The organism is Streptomyces lavendulae subsp. lavendulae (assembly GCF_002803845.1).
GTDB lineage: Bacteria > Actinomycetota > Actinomycetes > Streptomycetales > Streptomycetaceae > Streptomyces > Streptomyces lavendulae.
Map to the genome: position 1 here is coordinate 6,812,652 of NZ_CP024985.1, position 19,293 is coordinate 6,831,944.

At 74.0% G+C, this 19,293-nt stretch carries 21 protein-coding genes; 12 read left to right on the forward strand and 9 right to left on the reverse strand.

All coding sequences use genetic code 11. The annotated features are described in order from the left end of the window. Together SLAV_RS30495 and SLAV_RS40650 are read left to right on the forward strand one after the other, a co-directional pair. A complete protein-coding gene (locus SLAV_RS30495) occupies nucleotides 1-432 on the forward strand; it encodes an SPW repeat protein (protein ID WP_030240719.1) in 432 nt (143 codons plus the stop codon). A gap of 139 nt (nucleotides 433-571) precedes the next feature. Continuing rightward, a complete protein-coding gene (locus tag SLAV_RS40650; protein ID WP_106979796.1) occupies nucleotides 572-730 on the forward strand; it encodes an SCO1431 family membrane protein in 159 nt (52 codons plus the stop codon). 42 nt (nucleotides 731-772) lie between these two features. On the opposite strand, the gene SLAV_RS30500 is transcribed toward SLAV_RS40650, so the two are convergent. Both SLAV_RS30500 and SLAV_RS30505 read right to left on the reverse strand, forming a co-directional pair. Continuing rightward, a complete protein-coding gene (locus tag SLAV_RS30500; RefSeq protein WP_030240717.1) occupies nucleotides 773-1,708 on the reverse strand; it encodes a DUF6114 domain-containing protein in 936 nt (311 codons plus the stop codon). Beyond that, nucleotides 1,699-2,490 (reverse strand): DUF6230 family protein, encoded by a 792-nt coding sequence (locus SLAV_RS30505; RefSeq protein WP_272493865.1) that lies wholly within the window; start codon nucleotides 2,488-2,490, stop codon nucleotides 1,699-1,701. Before SLAV_RS30505 ends, SLAV_RS30500 begins: the two co-directional genes overlap by 10 nt. A gap of 40 nt (nucleotides 2,491-2,530) precedes the next feature. On the opposite strand from SLAV_RS30505, the gene SLAV_RS30510 reads away from it, so the two are divergent. From SLAV_RS30510 to SLAV_RS30520, 3 genes are all read left to right on the forward strand, one after another. Next, on the forward strand, nucleotides 2,531-3,232 hold the full coding sequence (locus tag SLAV_RS30510; protein WP_051841498.1) for a TetR/AcrR family transcriptional regulator: 702 nt from the start codon (nucleotides 2,531-2,533) through the stop codon (nucleotides 3,230-3,232). Nucleotides 3,233-3,377: 145 nt separating this feature from the next. Continuing rightward, nucleotides 3,378-4,550 (forward strand): acyl-CoA dehydrogenase family protein, encoded by a 1,173-nt coding sequence (locus tag SLAV_RS30515; protein WP_030240709.1) that lies wholly within the window; start codon nucleotides 3,378-3,380, stop codon nucleotides 4,548-4,550. Nucleotides 4,551-4,561: 11 nt separating this feature from the next. Then, nucleotides 4,562-4,942, forward strand: coding sequence for a GNAT family N-acetyltransferase (locus tag SLAV_RS30520; RefSeq protein ID WP_037689064.1), 381 nt, complete (start codon nucleotides 4,562-4,564; stop codon nucleotides 4,940-4,942). A 6-nt stretch (nucleotides 4,943-4,948) separates the two neighbouring features. Here the strand turns inward: SLAV_RS30520 and SLAV_RS30525 are convergent, their stop codons facing one another. Then, complete coding sequence (locus SLAV_RS30525; RefSeq protein ID WP_030240703.1) at nucleotides 4,949-5,266, reverse strand: hypothetical protein; 318 nt, start codon at nucleotides 5,264-5,266, stop codon at nucleotides 4,949-4,951. A gap of 228 nt (nucleotides 5,267-5,494) precedes the next feature. Between SLAV_RS30525 and SLAV_RS30530 the strand changes: the two genes are divergently transcribed. Next, entirely contained in the window at nucleotides 5,495-6,631 is a 1,137-nt protein-coding gene (locus tag SLAV_RS30530; protein WP_030240700.1) for an Rv3169 family protein, read from the forward strand. Between the two features lie 12 nt (nucleotides 6,632-6,643). Then, entirely contained in the window at nucleotides 6,644-7,735 is a 1,092-nt protein-coding gene (locus SLAV_RS30535; protein ID WP_030240698.1) for a phosphotransferase family protein, read from the forward strand. Between the two features lie 8 nt (nucleotides 7,736-7,743). Here the strand turns inward: SLAV_RS30535 and SLAV_RS30540 are convergent, their stop codons facing one another. Beyond that, nucleotides 7,744-8,184, reverse strand: a complete 441-nt coding sequence (locus SLAV_RS30540) for a hypothetical protein (protein ID WP_030240695.1) — start codon at nucleotides 8,182-8,184, stop codon at nucleotides 7,744-7,746. A gap of 229 nt (nucleotides 8,185-8,413) precedes the next feature. On the opposite strand from SLAV_RS30540, the gene SLAV_RS30545 reads away from it, so the two are divergent. The 4 genes from SLAV_RS30545 to fxsA all read left to right on the forward strand — a co-directional run bounded on the left by SLAV_RS30545 (nucleotide 8,414) and on the right by fxsA (nucleotide 12,408). Next, nucleotides 8,414-8,854 carry an Lrp/AsnC family transcriptional regulator gene (locus tag SLAV_RS30545; RefSeq protein WP_030240692.1) on the forward strand — a complete coding sequence of 147 codons (441 nt, stop codon included), beginning with the start codon at nucleotides 8,414-8,416 and terminating at the stop codon, nucleotides 8,852-8,854. A 93-nt stretch (nucleotides 8,855-8,947) separates the two neighbouring features. Then, on the forward strand, nucleotides 8,948-10,588 hold the full coding sequence (locus tag SLAV_RS30550; RefSeq protein ID WP_051841497.1) for an amidohydrolase: 1,641 nt from the start codon (nucleotides 8,948-8,950) through the stop codon (nucleotides 10,586-10,588). Between the two features lie 350 nt (nucleotides 10,589-10,938). Beyond that, complete coding sequence (locus SLAV_RS30555) at nucleotides 10,939-11,706, forward strand: polyprenol monophosphomannose synthase (protein ID WP_030240688.1); 768 nt, start codon at nucleotides 10,939-10,941, stop codon at nucleotides 11,704-11,706. Nucleotides 11,707-11,805: 99 nt separating this feature from the next. Continuing rightward, nucleotides 11,806-12,408 (forward strand): FxsA family membrane protein, encoded by a 603-nt coding sequence (fxsA, locus tag SLAV_RS30560; RefSeq protein ID WP_100660995.1) that lies wholly within the window; start codon nucleotides 11,806-11,808, stop codon nucleotides 12,406-12,408. Between the two features lie 71 nt (nucleotides 12,409-12,479). Here the strand turns inward: fxsA and SLAV_RS30565 are convergent, their stop codons facing one another. The 3 genes from SLAV_RS30565 to SLAV_RS30575 all read right to left on the reverse strand — a co-directional run bounded on the left by SLAV_RS30565 (nucleotide 12,480) and on the right by SLAV_RS30575 (nucleotide 15,385). Beyond that, on the reverse strand, nucleotides 12,480-12,854 hold the full coding sequence (locus SLAV_RS30565) for an RNA polymerase-binding protein RbpA (protein WP_007262928.1): 375 nt from the start codon (nucleotides 12,852-12,854) through the stop codon (nucleotides 12,480-12,482). Nucleotides 12,855-13,177: 323 nt separating this feature from the next. Further along, on the reverse strand, nucleotides 13,178-14,548 hold the full coding sequence (locus SLAV_RS30570) for an MFS transporter (RefSeq protein WP_030240682.1): 1,371 nt from the start codon (nucleotides 14,546-14,548) through the stop codon (nucleotides 13,178-13,180). A 66-nt stretch (nucleotides 14,549-14,614) separates the two neighbouring features. Next, on the reverse strand, nucleotides 14,615-15,385 hold the full coding sequence (locus SLAV_RS30575) for a glycerophosphodiester phosphodiesterase family protein (protein WP_030240678.1): 771 nt from the start codon (nucleotides 15,383-15,385) through the stop codon (nucleotides 14,615-14,617). Nucleotides 15,386-15,590: 205 nt separating this feature from the next. Between SLAV_RS30575 and SLAV_RS30580 the strand changes: the two genes are divergently transcribed. Then, nucleotides 15,591-17,093, forward strand: a complete 1,503-nt coding sequence (locus tag SLAV_RS30580) for an SCO1417 family PLP biosynthesis transcription factor (protein WP_030240676.1) — start codon at nucleotides 15,591-15,593, stop codon at nucleotides 17,091-17,093. Nucleotides 17,094-17,126: 33 nt separating this feature from the next. Here SLAV_RS30580 and SLAV_RS30585 read toward each other — a convergent pair whose 3' ends face one another. Then, nucleotides 17,127-18,764, reverse strand: a complete 1,638-nt coding sequence (locus SLAV_RS30585; RefSeq protein WP_030240673.1) for a membrane protein — start codon at nucleotides 18,762-18,764, stop codon at nucleotides 17,127-17,129. 51 nt (nucleotides 18,765-18,815) lie between these two features. After that, nucleotides 18,816-19,010 carry a hypothetical protein gene (locus tag SLAV_RS30590; RefSeq protein WP_007262923.1) on the reverse strand — a complete coding sequence of 65 codons (195 nt, stop codon included), beginning with the start codon at nucleotides 19,008-19,010 and terminating at the stop codon, nucleotides 18,816-18,818. Between the last annotated feature and the right edge of the window lie 283 nt (nucleotides 19,011-19,293).

The window sequence follows — 19,293 nt, forward strand, 5'->3', positions numbered from 1 at the left end:
ATGACCACCCATTCGAGCATCGAACATCACCCGGACCTTGCCGAGATGCGCACTCGGTTCGAGCGGGTGACGAGCACCCCCGCCGCGCAGGCCGTGGAGGCGCTGGCCCTGATCACGGGCCTGTACCTGGCGGCCTCGCCGTGGATCGCCGGGTTCAGCATCCTGGGCCCGCTGGCCGTCAACAACCTGATCGCCGGCCTCGCCTTCTGCCTGTGCATGGGCGGGCTGGGATCGGCGTACGAGCGCACGCACGCGATGGCCTGGACGGCCGTGGCGATCGGCGCCTGGACGATCGTGGCGCCCTGGGTCATCGCCGGACCGATGGACGTCACCCGCAGCATCGTCAGCAACGTGATCACCGGCGCGGTGGCCCTGTGCCTCGGCCTGGCCATGATGGCCATGGGCGGCGTCCGGCGCACCCGCTCCACCTGACCGCAGGCACCCGGTACGCCGCCGGGCCCCGGAACCCCTCCGCGGGAAGGAGGGTTCCGGGGCCCGGCGCTGTGACGCGTGCCACCGGTGACCCACGTCATCTACCGCGAATGCCGCGAACGCTGGCACATTGGACGGCATGACCGCACACACCGCCGCCCTGTCGGCCCGCGCCCGCGCCCGCAGCCTCGTCGGCACCGGGGGCCCCAAGGAAGACTCCTCCTGGCTGGAGCACGTGCTCGGCTGGACGCTCGTGGTCGTCGTGGCCATGCTCGTCACCCAGCTCGGCTGGCTCTGACCTCCGCCGCCGCCCGCACCGCCCGCACCGGCGTTCCCGCCGCTACGAGGCCTCCAGCCGCAGCCCGTCCGTGACGATCTCGTCCGAGGTGACCAGCGCCTGCTCGGCGCTGACCCCGGTCATGAAGACGAACGGCGGGATCACCGGGGGAGCGGGCAGCCCCTCGGGGCTGAAGGTGACGCACAACAGCCCCTCGATGCACCCGCTGAACCGCGTCAGGTACAGGGTCACGTCGCCGCGCAGCTCAAGGGAGGCGGCGGCCAGACCGTACTCGCCGCCGTTCCCGTCACGGGTGCGCAGCCGGTAGTCGCGCAGCGAGGCCGCCGCCATCTTCAGCACCAGCACCCTGCGCGGCCCGTCCGCCGTGGGAACCTCGGAGACCCCGGCGAGTGCGAAGCCCCGCGGGGCGAAGAGCGAGGTGGTGACGGTCGGCGGAATCCGGGCCGCCGTCGGCACGGCGGTGACCGCGGGCCGCTCCACCCCCTGTGCCCGCGCCGGTGGCGCGCCCGTGGCCAGCGCCGCCAGCAGCACCACCGGCAGGGCTGCTGCCAGCGCCCGCGGCCCGCGGCCCTCCCGAGCGGGACCGCCCGTCTCCTCTCCCGCCGCCTCCCGCGCCGTCACCGGGGTCCAGCCGAAGGCCAGCGCGCTGCCCGCGATCCCGAGCAGCATCCCGACGAGGAAGCCGCCCAGGTTGGTCGCCACGAAGGACAGCACCGACAGCAGCAGCGCGTGGACCGATACGTACGCACGGGCCTGCGGCACGCACCACAGGAAGAGCCCCGCCACGATCAGCGCGGCCCCGATGCCGATGGCCGCGATCCCGCCCGGACCCAGGCTGACCAGTACGGTCACCGGGCAGAGCGGGACCAGCAGCAGTTCGGCCCCGCCCAGCACCAGCAGCAGCCCGCCCCAGAAGGGCCGGGTGCGCCGCCAGGCGCGCAGCCGCCGCAGCGGCGGAGCCGGACGCCCTAGAAGCACTTCTCGCCGTCCAGACCGACGTGCAGCCGCATCCCCTTGAGCCGGAAGTTCCCGCCGGTCGCGGACCAGGCGTGCGACCGTACGCCCGCCACCTCGATGTTCCCTGCCTGGAGCCCGAACGCGCCCGGCGCGCCCTTCACCCCGTCCACCTCGTCGAGGGTGGAGGCGTCCCGGCCGATCTGGGCCGTGCCGAAGGTGGCGTCGCCGCTCAGGTCCTCGCCGTCGATGACCAGGTTGCTGGCGGTCACCTCGCCCGCCGGGCCGCCCGCGGTCAGCTTGAACACCACCTTCCCGACCGGGGTGTCCACCTCCGCCGCCTGGCAGATGTCGCTGAGGGTGGCCTGCCCGATGCCCAGCAGGGCGACGGGATGCCCCTTGCCGTCGGCGGAGCGGTCCGTCTGCACGTAGGAGGCGAGCCCCTTGCTGGTCAGCTTCGAGGAGGAGACCTGGAAGGCGGTCCCCGAGACGGCGAAGGACGCGGCCAGCGCGCCCTGGGCCGTCACCACGGCCAGCGCGCCGACCGCGACGAGCGCCGGCAGCGCGACGGCCGCCGACCTCCTCCAGTCCACCCGCCCCTCGGCGGCCGCCCTCCGGCCCGTGTCCGGGGCCCTGCCCGTGCCCCTGTCCGTGCCCGTGCCCTTGTCCGTACCCATGGCGTGTGCCTCCCGTACGTCGTCCGGTGCGCGGGGGAACCGCGCGGGAAATTGCGGGGGAGTTGCGGGGGATGTGCGCAGGATCTGCGGAGCGGAGGTGTGCGCGGGCCCGCCGGACATCTCTGCCATACTGCGGGCGTCCTGTGGCAGTTCGAGGCTAGGGCCGAATTTGAATATTAGTCAACAGCGGGGTACGACCGGCCGTTCGCAGGTCCGCAGGGCCGAACTGATAGCGATCGGGCGGAAGTTGTTCGCCGACACCTCGTACGACGCCCTCTCCGTCGACGACATCGCCCAGCACGCGGGCGTCGCCAAGGGGCTCATCTACTACTACTTCAAGAGCAAGCGCGGTTATTACCTCGCGATCGTCGAGGACTCGGTCGCCGAACTCGTCGCCCGCGCCACCGGCGAGCCGGACCTGCCGGGCGCCGAGCGGGTCCGCCGCACGATCGACGGCTACCTCCACTACGCCGAGCACCACCACGCCGCCTACCGCACCATCGTCACCGGCGGGGTCGGTTCCGACGCCGAGGTGCTGGCCATCCGGGACGGGGTCCGCGAGGAGCTCGTGGCCGCGATCGCCGAGGGCGCGTACGGGCGCCGCACGGTCCCGCCACTGGCCCGCCTCGCCCTGGTCGGCTGGCTCTCCGGGGTGGAGGGCGCCACCCTCGACTGGATCGGCTCCGCCGGCGCCGAGGGGCAGCCCGGGCGGCCGGAGCTGGCCGCGCTGCTGGTGCGCCAGCTGCGCGCGACACTCACCGTGATCGAGGAGTTCGTCCCGGAGTGCCCCGCGCCTCCAGCGGCCTCCGACGGGCCCGCGAGCCCGCCGGACGATCATCGCGATCGGGTAGCGGTGACGGAAAGCGCCTGATCGGGCATACTCAACCCGCCGCAGCCTCTGAGCGGGCCGTTCCGTGATCCGGGAGGGCAGCATCGGCTGTGAGTACCGAGACCCGGCGGCGCGTCCCACACCTCACGCGTCGTCGCCGTGCCCGACGAGGGAGGAGAGCGCCGCCATGACCGACCGCGCCCCGCAGCCGGTGGACCGTCAGCTGCCCACCGAGGAGTCCCGGGACCTCCTCGTGCTCGTACGCGAGATCGCCCAGCGCGAGATCCGCCCCCGGGCCGCCGAGGAGGAGGAGACCGGCCGGTTCCCCCGCGAGGTCTTCACCCTGCTGTCCGAGTCCGGACTTCTGGGACTTCCCTACGCGGGCGAGTCCGGCGGCGGTGACCAGCCCTACGAGGTCTACCTCCAGGTCCTGGAGGAGCTCGCGGCCGCCCGCCTGACCGTCGGCCTCGGCGTCAGCGTGCACTCGCTGGCCTGCCACGGCCTGGCCGCGTACGGCACCAAGGAGCAGCAGGCCGCCCACCTGCCCGACATGCTCGGCGGCGGGCTGCTCGGCGCGTACTGCCTCTCCGAGCCCGCGGCCGGCTCCGACGCCGCCTCGCTGACCACCAAGGCGGTCCGCGACGGCGACGACTGGCTGATCACCGGCACCAAGGCCTGGATCACCCACGGCGGGGTCGCCGACTTCTACACCGTCCTCGCGCGCACCGGCGCCCCCGGCGCCAAGGGCATCACGGCCTTCCTCGTCCCGGGCGACGCCCCGGGCCTGACGGCCGCGGTCCCCGAGAAGAAGATGGGCATGAAGGGCTCGCCCACCGCCCAGCTGCACTTCGACGGCGTGCGCGTCCCCGACAGCCGGCGCATCGGCGAGGAGGGTCAGGGCTTCACCATCGCCCTCGCCGCCCTCGACGCCGGCCGGCTCGGGATCGCGGCCTGCGCGATAGGAGTGGCCCAGGCGGCACTCGACGAGGCCCTCGCCTACGCGCTCGGCCGCAAGCAGTTCGGGCACCCGATCGCGGACTTCCAGGGGCTGCGCTTCATGCTGGCCGACATGGCCACCAAGATCGAGGCGGGCCGGGCGCTGTACCTCGCGGCGGCGCGGCTGCGGGACGCGGGCAAGCCGTTCTCCCGGCAGGCGGCGATGGCCAAGCTGTTCTGCACGGACGCGGCCATGGCCGTCACCACGGACGCGGTGCAGGTGCTCGGCGGCTACGGCTACACGGCGGACTTCCCGGTGGAGCGCCTGATGCGCGAGGCGAAGGTGCTCCAGATCGTGGAGGGCACCAACCAGATCCAGCGCATGGTCATCGCCCGCCACCTGGCCGGCCCCGAGACCCGCTGAACGGGACGGGCGTGGAGCTCCTCGTCCGCCCGGACCTGACCGAAGCCGAGCTGAACGCCCTGTTCGCCGCGGCCTGGCCCGGACACCGGACCGCGTCCTTCGCCCCGGTGCTGGAACGCAGCCTGGCCTGGATCGCCGCCCGTGAGGGCGGCCGGCTGGTCGGGTACGTCAACGTCGCCTGGGACGGAGGGGCGCACGCCTTCGTCCTCGACACCACGGTCCACCCGGACCTGCGGCGGTCCGGGCTCGGGGTCCGCCTGGTGCGGGCGGCCGCCGACGCGGCGCGGGCGCGCGGCGCGCAGTGGCTGCACGTCGACTACGAGCCGCACCTCGAACCCTTCTACGCGGCCTGCGGCTTCCGCCCGACAGCGGCGGGGCTGCTGGCGCTCTGAGCCCGCTCAGGGGCTGCCGTAGAGGGGGCCGTTCGGCCAGATGGGGGAGGAGGCGATCCGGGACCACTCCGGATCGCGCCGCCCCGGCAGGGTCCGGCCGTCGGCGGCCCAGCGCGCGAGCAGGGCGCCGTAGATCGGCGGATCGGGATGCCGCTGCCGGGGGGCCTGCTGCCGCCCGTCCGCCCGCCCGTCCGCCCGCTCCGCAGTCCGGTCCGCCGTCCGCTCGGAGGGCCGGTCGAACTGCTGAACCGATTCTTCGGAGCCGGGGGGAGCCGGGCGCCGCCGGCGGCCCGCTCTCGGCGCGGGCGTCTCCACAGTCGTCATGTACGGCCAACGCCGGACCCGATCCGGGGGTAACCGCCACCCGCCCGCGCCCATCCGTTCGAGGCGTCCCTCGCGGAACCGGCGCGCTTCCGGGGCCGTCGCGGCCCACCCCGTGGCCGGGTGTGCCGAGCTGTCAGGATGTGCCACGACTCTGGCCGCGCACCCCGTTTCTGACGTACCGTCATATCCGCTCAGCCGCCGACCACCCCTGCGCCCAGGAGGTTTGCCGTGCCCGCGGACCGCCCCGTTCCCCTCGACGAATACCCCGTCCACCAGGCCCCCCTGTCGATGAAGCACCTGGTCACCGGCGACCGCAACGCCTACGACCGCTGCATCTTCCACGTCTTCGACCACACCGGCCGCGCCGTCCTCATCCTCGGCCTCGGCGTCTACCCCAACGCCGGCGTCATAGACGCCTACGCCACCCTCCGCCTCGGCGGCGAACTCCTCGCCGTCCGCGCCTCCGACGCCCTCACCGACGACCGGATGAACCTCTGCGTCGGGCCGCTGTCGATCACCGTCGACGCCCCCCTGCGCCGGCTCACCCTGCGCTGCGACCCCGACCCCGACGACCCGCACGGGCTCTCGTACGACATCACCTGGACCGCGGCCTTCCCCGCCGTCTGGGAACCCCACCACGTCCAGCGCCGCGGCGACCGCCTCATGCTGGAGGGCCGCCGCTTCGTCCAGGCCGGCCAGGTCACCGGCACCCTCCGCGCCAAGGGGGAGGAGTTCACCCTCACCCCCGGCGAATGGACCGGAACCCGCGACCGCAGCTGGGGCGTGCGCCCCATCCCCGGCGAGGACGGCGGCCGGGCCGCCGAGGAGCACCGCCCCGAGGGCTTCCACTGGCTCTGGATCCCCGTCCGGTTCGAGGACCGCTTCCTCATGGTCATCGCCCAGGAGGACGCCGACGGCCACCGCACCCTGAACGAGGCCGTCCAGGTCTTCCCCGAGGACAGCGGCCGCCACGACGTCCAGCTCGGCTGGCCCCAGACGGAGATCCGCTACCGCCCCGGCACCCGCCACCCCGAGAGCGCCGTCGTCCACCTCACCGACCCCTCCCGCAAGCCCCTCGAACTCGGCGTGCAGATCCTCGCCTCCTCCCCGCTCGCCGTCGGCGCCGGCTACCCGCCCGCCACCGACTGGCAGCACGGCAGCTGGCAGGGCCGCGGCTGGACCGACCGCCGCGTCTACGACCTCACCGACCCCGCCGCCCACCCCATGGCCGCCTTCGGCGTCACCGACCACGCCGCCCGCTTCACCCTGGAGGGCCGCACCGGCTTCGGCATCTTCGAACACGGCAGCTTCGGCCGCCACGACCCCAGCGGCTTCGCCGACTACTCCTCCGTCGCCCCGCACTGAAGGAGCCCGTCCATGGCCACGGCACCACGCCCGCGCACCTCCACCCGCGAACCGGCGGACCTCGGCCGCCGCCTCGCCTCCTGGCTCGACCGCCACCTGCCCGGGGCGCGGGTGACCCACCCCACCGTCCCCGCCTCCAACGGCATGTCCAGCGAGACCCTGCTCTTCGACATCGAACACCCGGACGCGCCCGTCCGCGCCTGCGCCCTGCGCCTGGCCGCCGACCCGGCCGCCTACACCGTCTTCCCCTCCTACGACATGACCCGCCAGCACCGCGTCATGAGCCTGGTCGCCGCCCACACCGACCTGCCCGTACCGCGCGTGCTGTGGCTGGAGGAGGACCCCGCCCCGCTCGGGGCGCCGTTCTTCGTCATGGCCCGCGCCGAGGGACGCGTACCGCCCGACGTCATGCCCTACACCTACGAGGGCAACTGGCTGCACGCCGCCACCGACGCCGAACGCGCCGCCCTCCAGGACGCCAGCATCTCCCTGCTGGCCCGGCTCCACGACCAGTTCCCCGCCAAGGAGGCCGAGTTCCTCCTCCCGGCCGGCGCGGGCAGCCCGCTGCGCCGCCACGTCGACGTCCAGCGCGCCTACTACTCCTGGGTCGTCTCCGGCCTGTCCCGCTCACCCCTGCTGGAACGCGCCTTCGACCGGCTGGAGGAACTCTGGCCGGCCGACGAGGGCGAGCCCGTCCTGAACTGGGGCGACGCCCGCATCGGCAACGTCGTCTACGACGGCTTCGAGCCGGTCGCGGTCCTCGACTGGGAAATGGCCGGCTACGCGCCCCGCGAGGTGGACCTCGGCTGGACCGTCTACCTGCACCGCTTCTTCCAGGACCTGACCGTCGGCTTCGGCCAGAGCGGCCTGCCGGACTTCCTGCGCCGCGAGGACCTGGAACGCCGGTACGCCGAACTCACCGGGCACACCCCGCGGGACATGGAGTTCCACACCCTCTACGCCGCCCTGCGGCACGGGATCGTCATGCTGCGCATCGCCTACCGGCAGGCGCACTTCGGGGAGGTCGAGGTCCCCGCCGATCCGGACGGCCTGATCCTGCACCACGGCAGCCTCGCCGCCATGGTGCAGGGCACCTACTGGTAGCCGTGGCCTCAGGCGGCCTGCGCGTGCTGGCGCATCTGCGGCAGCGGGGCCGCCACCGCCCGGACCGGACGCGAGCCCGGACCGCCGACGTGCGAGAAGGGCTGCGTCCGCCAGTCGAGACCCTGCGGCAGGTCGAAGTGGACCACTTCGAGCTCCTGCCCCTCGGGCTGGAGCGCGCCCACCGTCGGCAGCGCGTCCGCGACCGGCCGGCCGGTGCCCGCGCACACCGTGAGCCCGAACGGGTTCCACGGGCTCAGGCACAGCGCGTGCTGCGGCAGCCGCTCCTCGTCCGCGACGAGGGCGATCGACTGACCGCAGTCGGGGCAGACCGCGTGGTGGATCTCGAACCCCTCCGCTTCGTCGAGGTACTCCTCGTCGTCCGCGTACGCGGTCTCGATCAGTTCCAGGGGCTCCGGTTCGATGCGACCGGAGCGCTTGGTGTTCAGCATGGATGTACTCCCCCTTGGGTGGGCCGGGCGGGCAGGTTCTTCGGCCACGGCCACACCAAGCACTTCCCGCCGCGCGGCACGAGTAACCGCGACGGCCCGCCGTACGCCCGCCCACCCCTGTGGCTTTGGTCACATGCCCGGTGCAGGTGCCGGTTCTGCGGGCACTTCGGCGTGGACACCGCTGTGCCTGGAGCGGCTCTGGGCAATAGGTTGAGCGGCTATGAGCGCAATGGAGGAGCTGGACCGCCAGATCGTGGACCTGCTGGTGCGGGACGGGCGGATGAGCTACACGGACCTGGGCAAGGCCACAGGGCTGTCCACATCGGCCGTCCACCAGCGGGTACGCCGGCTGGAGCAGCGCGGAGTGATCCGCGGCTACGCGGCCGTGGTCGACCCCGAGGCCGTCGGGCTGCCCCTGACCGCCTTCATCTCGGTCAAGCCGTTCGACCCCAGCGCACCCGACGACATCGCCGAGCGGCTGGCCGGGGTCCCCGAGATCGAGGCCTGCCACAGCGTCGCCGGAGACGAGAACTACATCCTGAAGGTACGGGTGGCCACGCCCCTCGAACTGGAGGACCTGCTGGGCCGCCTGCGCGCCCTGGCCCACGTCTCGACCCGCACGACCGTGGTCCTCTCCACCCCCTACGAGGCGCGCCCCCCGCGCGTCTGATCCCGGCCCGTGCCGCCCGCGCCGCCCGGCCGCGAGCGACGCGGCGCCCACCCCGGTCCCGGCGCGCCCCGCGGAGGGGCGAGACTAGGGCCCATGACTGACCGCACCGCCCGCTCCGCCGACGCCGCCGGAGCCCCCGAGGCCGCCCCCTCCCGTACCGTCCTGCTGCGCGGGGGCGAGGTGCACAGCCCTGCCGACCCCTTCGCCACCGCCATGGTCGTCGAACGCGGGCACGTCGCCTGGGTCGGCTCCGAGGGCGCCGCCGACGCCTTCGCGCGCGGCGTGGACGAGGTCGTCGACCTCGACGGGGCGCTCGTCACCCCCGCCTTCACCGACGCCCACGTCCACACCACCTCCGCCGGCCTCGCCCTCACCGGCCTGGACCTCACCGGGGCCCGCTCCCTGCCCGAGGCGCTGGGGCTGGTCCGCGCGTACGCCGCGCGCCGCCCGTCCGACCGGGTGCTCCTGGGCCACGGCTGGGACGCCGCCCGCTGGCCCGAGCGCCGGGCCCCGCGCCGGGCCGAACTGGACGAGGCCGCCCGGGGCCGGCCGCTCTACCTCAGCCGCGTCGACGTGCACTCCGCCGTGGTCACCACCGCCCTGCTCGACCTGGTCCCCGCCGTCCGCGCCCGCGGCGACGAGCCGCTGACCCGGGACGACCACCACGCCGTGCGGCGGGCCGCCCTCGGCGCCGTCACCCCCGCCCAGCGCGCCGAGGCCCAGCGCGCCGCACTGGACCGGGCCGCCTCCCTCGGCATCGGCTCGGTGCACGAGTGCGGCGGGCCGGACATCTCCTCCGCCGAGGACTTCACCGCCCTGCTCGACCTGGCCGGGCAGCGGCCCGGACCGCGCGTCTTCGGCTACTGGGCCGACCGGGACCTCGACCGCGCCCGGGAGCTCGGCGCGGTCGGCGCCGCCGGCGACCTCTTCGTGGACGGCGCGCTCGGGTCGCACACCGCCTGCCTGCACGCCCCGTACGCCGACGCGCCCCACACCGGGACCGGGTACCTGGACGCGGGCGCCGTCGCCGAGCACGTGGCCGGCTGCACCGAGGCGGGGCTCCAGGCCGGTTTCCACGCCATCGGGGACGCCGCCGTCGGCGCCGTCGTCGAAGGGGTCCGGGCCGCCGCCGAGAAGGTCGGCCTCGAACGGGTCCGGGCCGCCCGGCACCGCGTCGAGCACGCCGAGATGATGACCCCGGCCACCATCGCCGCCTTCGCGGAGCTGGGCCTGACCGCCTCCGTGCAGCCCGCCTTCGACGCCGCCTGGGGCGGGGACGAGGGCATGTACGCGGACCGCCTCGGCGTCGAGCGGGCCCGTACCCTCAACCCGTACGCCGCCATGCTCAAGGCCGGGGTCGCGCTGGCCTTCGGCTCCGACGCGCCCGTCACCCCGCTCGACCCCTGGGGCACCGTCCGCGCGGCCGCCTTCCACCGCACCCCCGCGCACCGGATCTCCGTACGGGCCGCGTTCGCCGCCCACACCCGGGGCGGCTGGCGGGCCCTGGGCCGGGACGACGCGGGCACCCTGGTCCCCGGCGCCCCCGCCGACTACGCCGTCTGGCGGACCGGGGAACTCGTGGTCCAGGCCCCCGACGACCGGGTCGCCCGCTGGTCCACCGACCCGCGCTCGGGCACGCCCGGACTGCCCGATCTGAGCCCCGGCCGCGAGCTGCCGGTGTGCCTGGCGACGGTGGTCGGCGGCCGGGAGGTATTCGTACGGCCACAGGGGTGATCCCCCCGGCCTCGGTTCGGTCCGGGCGGCCGGACCCGGATAGGTTCGGCCGGGTCCACCACGGGACGTCCGGGCCGGCCGGATCCGGCTCGCCGCACCCGCGCCTCGGGGGCGAGGGGAGGTTTCGCCGGGCGGGGGCCGGACGGCGGTCCCCGAACTCCGAGGGAGCTCGGGACGGGGTGGCCCCGGACCGGGGCCCGGCGGTCCAGTAGACAACGGTCACGGCGGCCCGCAGCCAGCGGGAGCCGGTCCGGCCCGAAGGACCGCCGGCCCCGGTCGCTGTTCTAAAATCGTCCTGCTGTGACGGGACGGACGAGGCCGCCCGGTCGAGGAGAACGCAAGGGGAACCGGTGAGCGACGGCGGACAGCGGACCTACGGACCGCTCGGCACCACGCTGGTGATCATTCCGACGTACAACGAGGCCGAGAACATCGGCCTGATCGTCGGCCGGGTGCGTGCCGCGGTGCCCGAGGCGCACGTCCTCGTCGCCGACGACAACAGCCCCGACGGCACGGGCAAGCTCGCCGACGAGCTGGCCTCCGGCGACGACCAGGTCCACGTCCTGCACCGCAAGGGCAAGGAAGGCCTCGGCGCCGCCTACCTCGCGGGCTTCGCCTGGGGATTGGAGAAGGGCTACGGGGTCCTCGTCGAGATGGACGCCGACGGCTCCCACCAGCCCGAGGAACTGCCCCGCCTGCTCACCGCCCTGACCGGCGCCGACCTCGTGCTCGGCTCCCGCTGGGTGCCCGGCGGCCGGGTCGTGAACTGGCCCAAGAGCCGCGAGTTCCTCTCCCGCGGCGGCTCCACCTACTCCCGCCTGATGCTGAACGTCCCGATCCGCGACGTCACCGGCGGCTACCGCGCCTTCCGCCGCGAGACCCTGGAGGGCCTGGGCCTGGACGAGGTGGCCTCGGCCGGGTACTGCTTCCAGGTCGACCTGGCCCGCCGGGCCGTCCGCAAGGGCTTCCGCGTGGTGGAGGTGCCCATCACCTTCGTGGAGCGCGAGCTCGGCGACAGCAAGATGAGCAAGGACATCGTGGTCGAGGCCCTGTGGCGGGTCACCCAGTGGGGCCTGCGCGAACGCGCCGCCAAGCTGGCCGGCAAGCGCCCCGCCTGAGGCCCCGCCCGGACCGCCGGAGCCCCCGGACACCCCTAGGGGATGTCCGGTACCTCCGACTGAGGCCGCTTTTAACCCGGACGGGGCACACTGGATGTCATGACGACCGGCACTGGTTCTTTGAGGACCGGCACTCCTGCGGCCCCTCGACGGCGCTCGCCCGCCCGTACCTTCGTTCCCCTGGCGTTCGCCGCCTGGCTCATCCTGGAGATCTGGCTGCTCGGCCTGGTCGCGGGAGCGGCCGGCGGCGTCACCGTCGCCGCGTTGCTCGCGGGCGGGCTGGTGCTCGGCGTGGTGGTCATCAAGCGCGCCGGGCGGCGGGCCTTCCAGAACCTCACCCAGACCTTCCAGCAGGCCCAGGCGCAGGCGATGGCCGGCGAGGTGCCGACCCCGCAGGCGGCCAAGGGCTCGGGCAACGGCCTGATGATGCTGGCCGGACTGCTCCTGATCGTGCCCGGCCTGCTCTCCGACGTGGCGGGCCTGCTCCTGCTGCTGCCGCCCGTGCGCACCTTCGTGGCCCGCAGGGCCGGGCGCAGCCTGGAGCGCAGGATGACCTCGGCCGCCCCCGGCGGCCTCGGCGACGCCTTCACGCAGGCCCGGATCCACTACCCCGACGGCAAGGTCGTCCAGGGCGAGGTCATCCGCGAGGACCGGCCCGCGGGCGGCCCGGAGACCGACCGGCGACCGCCGCTCACCCCCTGACGGAGCAAGCCGAGGGGCCCCGCCACAGATGTGGCGGGGCCCCTCGGCTTATTGCGTGTTCCCGTCCCCGGCTAGGCGGACTTGCGGCTGTCCCGCGGATGCACGGCAATGTTCATGGCGCCGGAACGCAGGACCGCCAGCCTCTCGGCCAGCACTTCCTCCAGCTCCTCGCGGGTGCGTCGCTCCATGAGCATGTCCCAGTGCGTTCGCGCAGGCTTGCCCTTCTTCTCTTCGGGCCCGTCCCCGTCCACCAGGAGTGCCATGGCGCCGCACGCCTTGCACTCCCACTCCGGCGGAATTTCTGCCTCAACCGAGAACGGCATCTCAAATCGATGTCCGTTCTGGCATGCGTACTCCACCGCCTGGCGCGGGGCCAGATCGATGCCGCGGTCCGTCTCGTAGCTGGTAACCACGAGCCGCGTACCGCGGAGAGCTCGCTCACTCATGAATCGTGCCTCCCGGGCTTGTCGCCCACAGGACAGGTGTCGCTGTCGTCGTCATCCGGTCAACGTCCGGTCGGCGGTATAGATTCCCGCTCCGGGTCATGCGTCGCCCGTCGTGCCGCCCCTTGTTGTACCCACCAATGCCCGTTTTGTCACATCTGGCAGCAGATGTCACCCAACGTCCACGCTTTGCGCGTGCGCAGTAACGGTCCGCCTGGCAGGCCAAAGGCGTACACTACCGGCCCTTTGCTTCAACGTCGAAATTCGTTCGGAATTCGTTCGTGGGTCCGGGGCCCTCCGGGGTCGGATCCGGCCCCGGAGCGCGCTCAGACGCGCAGGGGAACAGGATTCCCCGCCGCCTCCACCGCACGCCGCACCGGCACCCGCGCGAGCAGCACGAAACCCAGTGCGAAGAACACCACCAACGAGATGATCGCGTCCCGGTAGCTGCCGGTGAGCTGGTACGTCAGGCCGAAGACCAGGGGTCCCACCCAGCTCAGCCCGCGGTCGCTCATCTCGTAGGCGGAGAAGTACTCGGCCTCCTTGCCCGCCGGCACCAGGTGCGAGAACAGCGAGCGCGACAGCGCCTGGCTGCCGCCCAGCACCAGCCCGATCATGGCGGCGAGGGCGAAGAACCACACCGGCGTCCGGGCGGGGAGGAAGTATCCCGCCGCGAGCGTGAGGGCCCACGCGGCCAGCGAGCCCAGGATCGTCCGCTTCGCCCCGTACGACACGGCCAGCCGGCCCATCGCCAGCGCGCCGGCCACCGCCAGCACCTGCACCAGCAGCACCGCCACGATCAGCGTGGACTGCTCCAGCTCCAGCTCCTCCGAGCCGTACACCGACGCCTGGGAGATCACGGTCTGCACGCCGTCGTTGTAGATCAGGTACGCCAGCAGGAAGGACAGCGTCAGCGGATAGCGCCGCATGTCCTTCAAGGTCGTCACCAGCTGCCGCCACCCGCTGACGGCCGGACCCGCGCCCGCCTCCCGCACCACCGTCCGGTCGCGCAGCCGGCGCAGCGGGATCACCGCGAAGGCGCCCCACCACAGCCCGGCGGACGCCAGGCAGATCCGCACCGCCGCGCCCTCGGAGAGCCCGAAGGAGTCGTGGCCCTGGAACAGCACCAGGTTCAGCACCAGCACCAGCGCGCCCGAGGTGTAGCCGAAGGCCCAGCCGCGCGAGGAGACGGTGTCCCGCTCGTCCGGGGTGGAGATCTGCGGCAGGTAGGCGTTGTAGAGCACCATCGACAGCGAGAGCGAGGCGTTCGCCACGACCAGCAGCAGCCCGCCCAGCAGGTAGCGGTCGCCGCCGAGGAAGAACATCCCCGCCGTCGCCGTGGCCCCCGTGTACGCGGCCGCCGCCAGCAGCGGCTTCTTGCGGCCCGTCCGGTCCGCCATCGCCCCGACCAGCGGCATGATCAGCACCGCCACGATCACCGAGGCCGACACGGCGTAGGCGAAGTAGGCCCCGGCCCGGACCGGGATCCCCAGCGGGTGGACGTAGCCCTCGGCGTCCGCCGCGGCCTTGGCCACGGCGGTCAGGTACGGACCGAGGAACACCGTGAGCACGCTCGTGGAGTACACCGAGCAGGCGAAGTCGTAGAAGTACCAGCCGTGCTGTTCCCGCCGGCGCGCGGCGGCGGCTCTGCCGTCGTCCGCACCGGATTCCGCTTCTGTTTCCGTCCGCTCGGTCATGAGCGCCCCCTCGCAGGTCCCCGTACGCGTCGGCCGCCGCACCGGGCGCGGCGGCCCGCGGGCTCGTCAGGCCCAGGCCCCGCGCCGGTCCAGCACCGTCCGCAAGATGTCGATCCGGTCGGTCATGATGCCATCGACACCCAGGTCCAGGAGAGACTCCATGCGTTCCGGTTCGTTCACGGTCCAGACGTGCACCTGGAGTCCGCGCTCGTGCGCCGTCCGTACGAAGCGCCGGTCGACCACCCGGATGCCCGCCTGCGTCTCCGGCACCTGCGCCGCCACCGCGCCCACGCGCAGCGCCGCCGGGATCGCGAAGGAGCGCAGCCGCAGTCCCACCACCCCGCGCACCCCGTACGAGGTCGCCAGCCGCGGACCGGCGATCTTCTGCGCCCGGGCCACCCGGCTCTCCGAGAAGGAGCCCACGCACACCCGGTCCCAGACGCCGGCCCGCGCGATCAGGTTCACCAGCGGGTGCAGGGCCGACTCGTCCTTGATGTCCACGTTCCAGCGGGCCTCGGGGAACTCCTCCAGCAGTTCCTCGAACAGCGGCAGCGGCTCGGTCCCCCCGACCCGCACCTCGCGCACCCGGCTCCAGGGCAGCTCGCGGATCCGGCCCTGCCCGTCGGTGACCCGGTCCAGGGTCGCGTCGTGGAAGGCCACGAGCTTCCCGTCCGCCGTCGCGTGCACGTCCGTCTCGAAGTACCGGTACCCGGCGGCGGCCGCCCGGCGGAAGGCGGCGGCGGTGTTCTCCAGCCCGTCCGCCGCCCCGCCCCGGTGGGCGAAGGGAATCGGAGCGGGGTGGTCCAGATACGGATGGCGCAGGCGTACGTGAGTCACGGGCGCAGTATGCCCGCTGTCCTCCCCGGGACGGGAGCGGACGCGTGGCCGCAGGGTGAACGGGCCCGCCCCGGCGCACCGGTCACCCCACCCCCATCTGGCCCGGACGGACCCCGCCGTGGCAGTCTGGGGCCGCGGAACCAATCCAATACCGGCCCCGGACCCCGCCCCCCGAGGCCAATTCGATGAAGGTGGACCGGACTCCATGGCTCAGTGGACCTCAGCGGTCGGTGCCGCACAGCTCGCCCGTCTCATCACCTCGCAGCAGGACCGCCCCGGCGCGCCCGGCGCCCGCAAGTCACCCGCCTACCGCACCCTGGCCGACGGCATCCGGCTGCTCGTCCTCGAAGGCCGCGTCCCCGTGGCCGCCCGGCTGCCCGCCGAGCGCGAACTGGCCGTCGCCCTCTCCGTCAGCCGGACCACCGTCGCCGCCGCCTACGAGGCCCTGCGCGGGGAGGGCTTCCTGGAATCCCGCCGGGGCGCCGGCAGCTGGACCTCCGTACCGGCCGGGAACCCGCTCCCCGCCAGGGGCCTGGAGCCACTGCCGCCGGAATCCCTCGGCTCGATGATCGACCTCGGCTGCGCGGCCCTCCCGGCGCCCGAACCCTGGCTCACCAAGGCCGTCCAGGGCGCCCTGGAGGAGCTCCCGCCCTACGCGCACACCCACGGCGACTACCCGGCCGGACTGCCCGCACTGCGCCGGATGCTCGCCGACCGCTACACCGAACGCGGCATCCCGACCATGCCCGAGCAGATCATGGTCACCACCGGCGCGATGGGCGCCATCGACGCCATCTGCAGCCTCTTCGCCGGCCGGGGCGAGCGGATCGCCGTCGAATCCCCCTCCTACGCCAACATCCTCCAGCTGATGCGCGCCGCCGGGGTGCGCCTGGTGCCGGTGGCCATGGGCGACGGCCTGAGCGGCTGGGACATGGACGTCTGGCGGCAGGTGCTGCGCGACGCCGCCCCGCGCCTGGCCTACGTCGTCGCCGACTTCCACAACCCCACCGGCGCGCTGGCCTCCGAGGAGCAGCGCCGGGCCATGGTCGAGGCCGCCCGCTCCGCCGGCACCGTGCTCATCGCCGACGAGACGATGGCGGAACTCCGGCTGGACCCGGACCTGGAGATGCCGCGCCCGGTCTGCTCCTTCGACCCCGCCGGCTCCACCGTGGTCACCGTCGGCTCCGCCAGCAAGGCCTTCTGGGCCGGGATGCGGATCGGCTGGGTCCGCGCGGCCCCGGACGTGATCCGCAGCCTCGTCGCCGCGCGCGCCTACGCCGACCTCGGCACGCCGGTGCTGGAGCAGCTCGCCGTGAACTGGCTGATGCGGACCGGCGGCTGGGAGGAGGCCGTCGGGATCCGCCGGGAGCAGGCCCGCGACAACCGGGACGCGCTCGTCACTGCGGTCCGCCGGGAGCTGCCGGAATGGGAGTTCGAGGTACCGCGCGGCGGGCTCACCCTGTGGGCCCGCGCGGGCGGCCTGTCCGGCTCCCGGCTGGCCGAGGTGGGGGAGCGGGTCGGGGTGCGCGTCCCCTCGGGCCCCCGGTTCGGGGTGGACGGGGCCTTCGAGGGGTACGTACGGCTGCCGTTCACCGTGGGCGGCCCCGTGGCCGAGGAGGCCGCCGCCCGGCTCGCCGCGGCGGCCCGCCTGGTCGGCACCGGAGCGGGCGGCAGCGGCGCGGAGCCGCCGCGCACGTTCGTCGCGTAACGGGGCCTGCGGGGCCTGCGGGACCTACAGGCCTTACGGGGCCTCTGCCGGGACCTCCGGGATCTCCGAGGCGTCGATCGACGGACCCGGCGCCTGCGCCGGGGGCTGGACCCGGAGCGTCTTGGACAGGGTCACCCGGTCCTCCCCGCCGCCCGGACCCGGCGCCTGCCGCTCGGGGAGCAGCTCCAGGACCGCCTGGCGGTGGCCCGGGTGCGTGCCGTCCTCGTACGGGTCCGGCGTCGCGGGCACCTGGAGCCGGTGCACCGGCCCCGTACCGAGCCGGGCGTACCCGCGGCCCGGCGGCGGCTGCGCCGGCGGGGTGGTGTGCGGGGGCAGCCCGAGGGCGTCGGTGATCTGCTGGACCGACGCCGGCCCGAGGACCACGCGGGCCCGGGTGTGCTGCCAGACGGCGTCGTGCAGCAGCTCCAGATGGTCGAACTGCTCGGCCACCACCACCGTGACGTGCGCGGCGCGCCCGTGGCGCAGCGGCACCTGGAGCTGCGCCAGGGGGTCCGGGCGGCCCTCGGCGGCCGCGAGGTGACCGAGAACGCTGGGCCGGTCCAGCAGGATCCACAGCGGGCGCCGGGTGTCCTCGGGGGCGGGCCGGCCCGCCTCGTGGGCCCGGTGGGTGGCGATCAGGCGGCGTTCGGTCTCGTGGGCGGCCCACTCGACGGTGGACAGCGCCCCGCCGGGCCCGCACTCGACGGCCAGTACGCCCGCGCGGCCGGACAGGCAGGAGTACTCGCCGCTGCCGCCGCCCTCGACGATCATGACGTCGCCACCGTGGCGCAGGGCCTGGAGGGCGATCGAGCGCAGCAGGGTGGAGGTGCCGCTGCCGGGCTGGCCGACGGCCAGCAGGTGCGGCTCGGTGGAGCGGGGGCCGGTGCGCCAGACCACGGCGGGCTCGTCACGGGGGTCGTCGCCCTCGACCACGGGCAGGGTGCGCCGGACCCCCGCCGGGTCGGTGAAGCCGAGGACGGTCTCGCCCGGCGAGGTCACGAAGGGCTGGGCGGCGATCCCGGTGGGCAGCGGGGCCAGCACGCGCAGGTCGAGCTGGTTGCCCTCCTCGTCCCAGTCGAAGCGGTACTCCCGCCCGCGACCGGACTTGGCGTGCAGCAGCGCCTCGACGCGGGCCCGGGAGGCGGCCTCGCCGTCGGGGAAGTAGGCGGGGTAGCGGATGCGGAGCCGGGTGACCCGGCCGGCCTCGTCGAAGGCGTAGTCGTCGAAGGCCCCGTCCCAGTCGCCGCCGTGCGTGAAGAGCGGACTCGGGTCCTCGGGGACGGAGAAGTACGGCACGAGGGCCTCGTAGAGGGATCCGAGGCGTTCGGTCTCGGCGTCACTGGGCCCGGTCTTCACCGGGGTGCGGTCGCGTCCCTGCCAGGCCGCCGCCGCCATGAGGGAGATCAGGGCGGCGAGGGGGCCGTAGGGGAGGAGCGCGACCACGAGGACGCAGGCGGCTCCCAGGAACAGCGCGGGACCGCGCTTGTCCTTGGGGGTCGCGGTCCACTTCCGCCGCCCGGCCGCGGCCAGGATGCGCAGACCGCGCCCGATGACGAGGAGCGGATGGAGGACGTCCGTGGCGCTGTCGGCGGCCGTGCGAGCGAAGTCGCGGCCCCGGGCGAGCGACGCGGTGCCGCTGCTGAGGATTCGGGGGAGTGGGCGCCGTGCCACGGTCGTCTCCTGGAGTTGTGGTGGTGCGGGGACGGAGCGGGACGGGGCGGTCTAGAGCTTGATCCCGCCGAGCAGGCTCGCGAGGCTCGCCGTGCTCGCCGTGATGCTGGGGGCGATGGCGGAGCCGGCGAGGAAGAAGCCGAAGAGCGCGCAGACGAAGGCGTGGGTCAGCTTCATCCCGTCCTTCTTGAAGAAGAGGAAGCAGATGATGCCGAGCAGGACGACACCTGAGATGGACAGGACCATGAGACGTTCTCCTGGTGGGTGGGGACGGTCACCATCAGTACTTCCAGGCTCACAGGAAGTATCAATGCGACAAAAGGTGCATACGGGTGAATCCTTAGCTTTTTCACCGTCCCGGCCCCTCCCGACTGGCGCGCCCGCCGCACACGGTGTGCGCACGCCGCCGACCGGCATCCTTGCCGCGGACCGGCCCCCTCATGTCCCCCACCGGGCGCTACCCTGACGATTCACCCGCACGGACGCAGCGCCGTGCCCCCACGGCCCGCCCGGCCTGGGGAAACTCTTG

Excerpts from the sequence above, each read along its gene's own strand:
- SLAV_RS30505 (WP_272493865.1), bottom strand. The coding sequence starts at position 2,490 with ATGGCAGAGATGTCCGGCGGGCCCGCGCACACCTCCGCTCCGCAGATC.
- SLAV_RS30545 (WP_030240692.1), top strand. The coding sequence starts at position 8,414 with ATGGAGGAGCTGGACCGCCAGATCGTGGACCTGCTGGTGCGGGACGGG.
- SLAV_RS30535 (WP_030240698.1), top strand. The coding sequence starts at position 6,644 with ATGGCCACGGCACCACGCCCGCGCACCTCCACCCGCGAACCGGCGGAC.
- SLAV_RS30525 (WP_030240703.1), bottom strand. The coding sequence starts at position 5,266 with ATGACGACTGTGGAGACGCCCGCGCCGAGAGCGGGCCGCCGGCGGCGC.
- fxsA (WP_100660995.1), top strand. The coding sequence starts at position 11,806 with ATGACGACCGGCACTGGTTCTTTGAGGACCGGCACTCCTGCGGCCCCT.
- SLAV_RS30515 (WP_030240709.1), top strand. The coding sequence starts at position 3,378 with ATGACCGACCGCGCCCCGCAGCCGGTGGACCGTCAGCTGCCCACCGAG.
- SLAV_RS30580 (WP_030240676.1), top strand. The coding sequence starts at position 15,591 with ATGGCTCAGTGGACCTCAGCGGTCGGTGCCGCACAGCTCGCCCGTCTC.
- SLAV_RS30570 (WP_030240682.1), bottom strand. The coding sequence starts at position 14,548 with ATGACCGAGCGGACGGAAACAGAAGCGGAATCCGGTGCGGACGACGGC.
- SLAV_RS30495 (WP_030240719.1), top strand. The coding sequence starts at position 1 with ATGACCACCCATTCGAGCATCGAACATCACCCGGACCTTGCCGAGATG.
- SLAV_RS30565 (WP_007262928.1), bottom strand. The coding sequence starts at position 12,854 with ATGAGTGAGCGAGCTCTCCGCGGTACGCGGCTCGTGGTTACCAGCTAC.
- SLAV_RS30590 (WP_007262923.1), bottom strand. The coding sequence starts at position 19,010 with ATGGTCCTGTCCATCTCAGGTGTCGTCCTGCTCGGCATCATCTGCTTC.
- SLAV_RS40650 (WP_106979796.1), top strand. The coding sequence starts at position 572 with ATGACCGCACACACCGCCGCCCTGTCGGCCCGCGCCCGCGCCCGCAGC.
- SLAV_RS30540 (WP_030240695.1), bottom strand. The coding sequence starts at position 8,184 with ATGCTGAACACCAAGCGCTCCGGTCGCATCGAACCGGAGCCCCTGGAA.
- SLAV_RS30550 (WP_051841497.1), top strand. The coding sequence starts at position 8,948 with ATGACTGACCGCACCGCCCGCTCCGCCGACGCCGCCGGAGCCCCCGAG.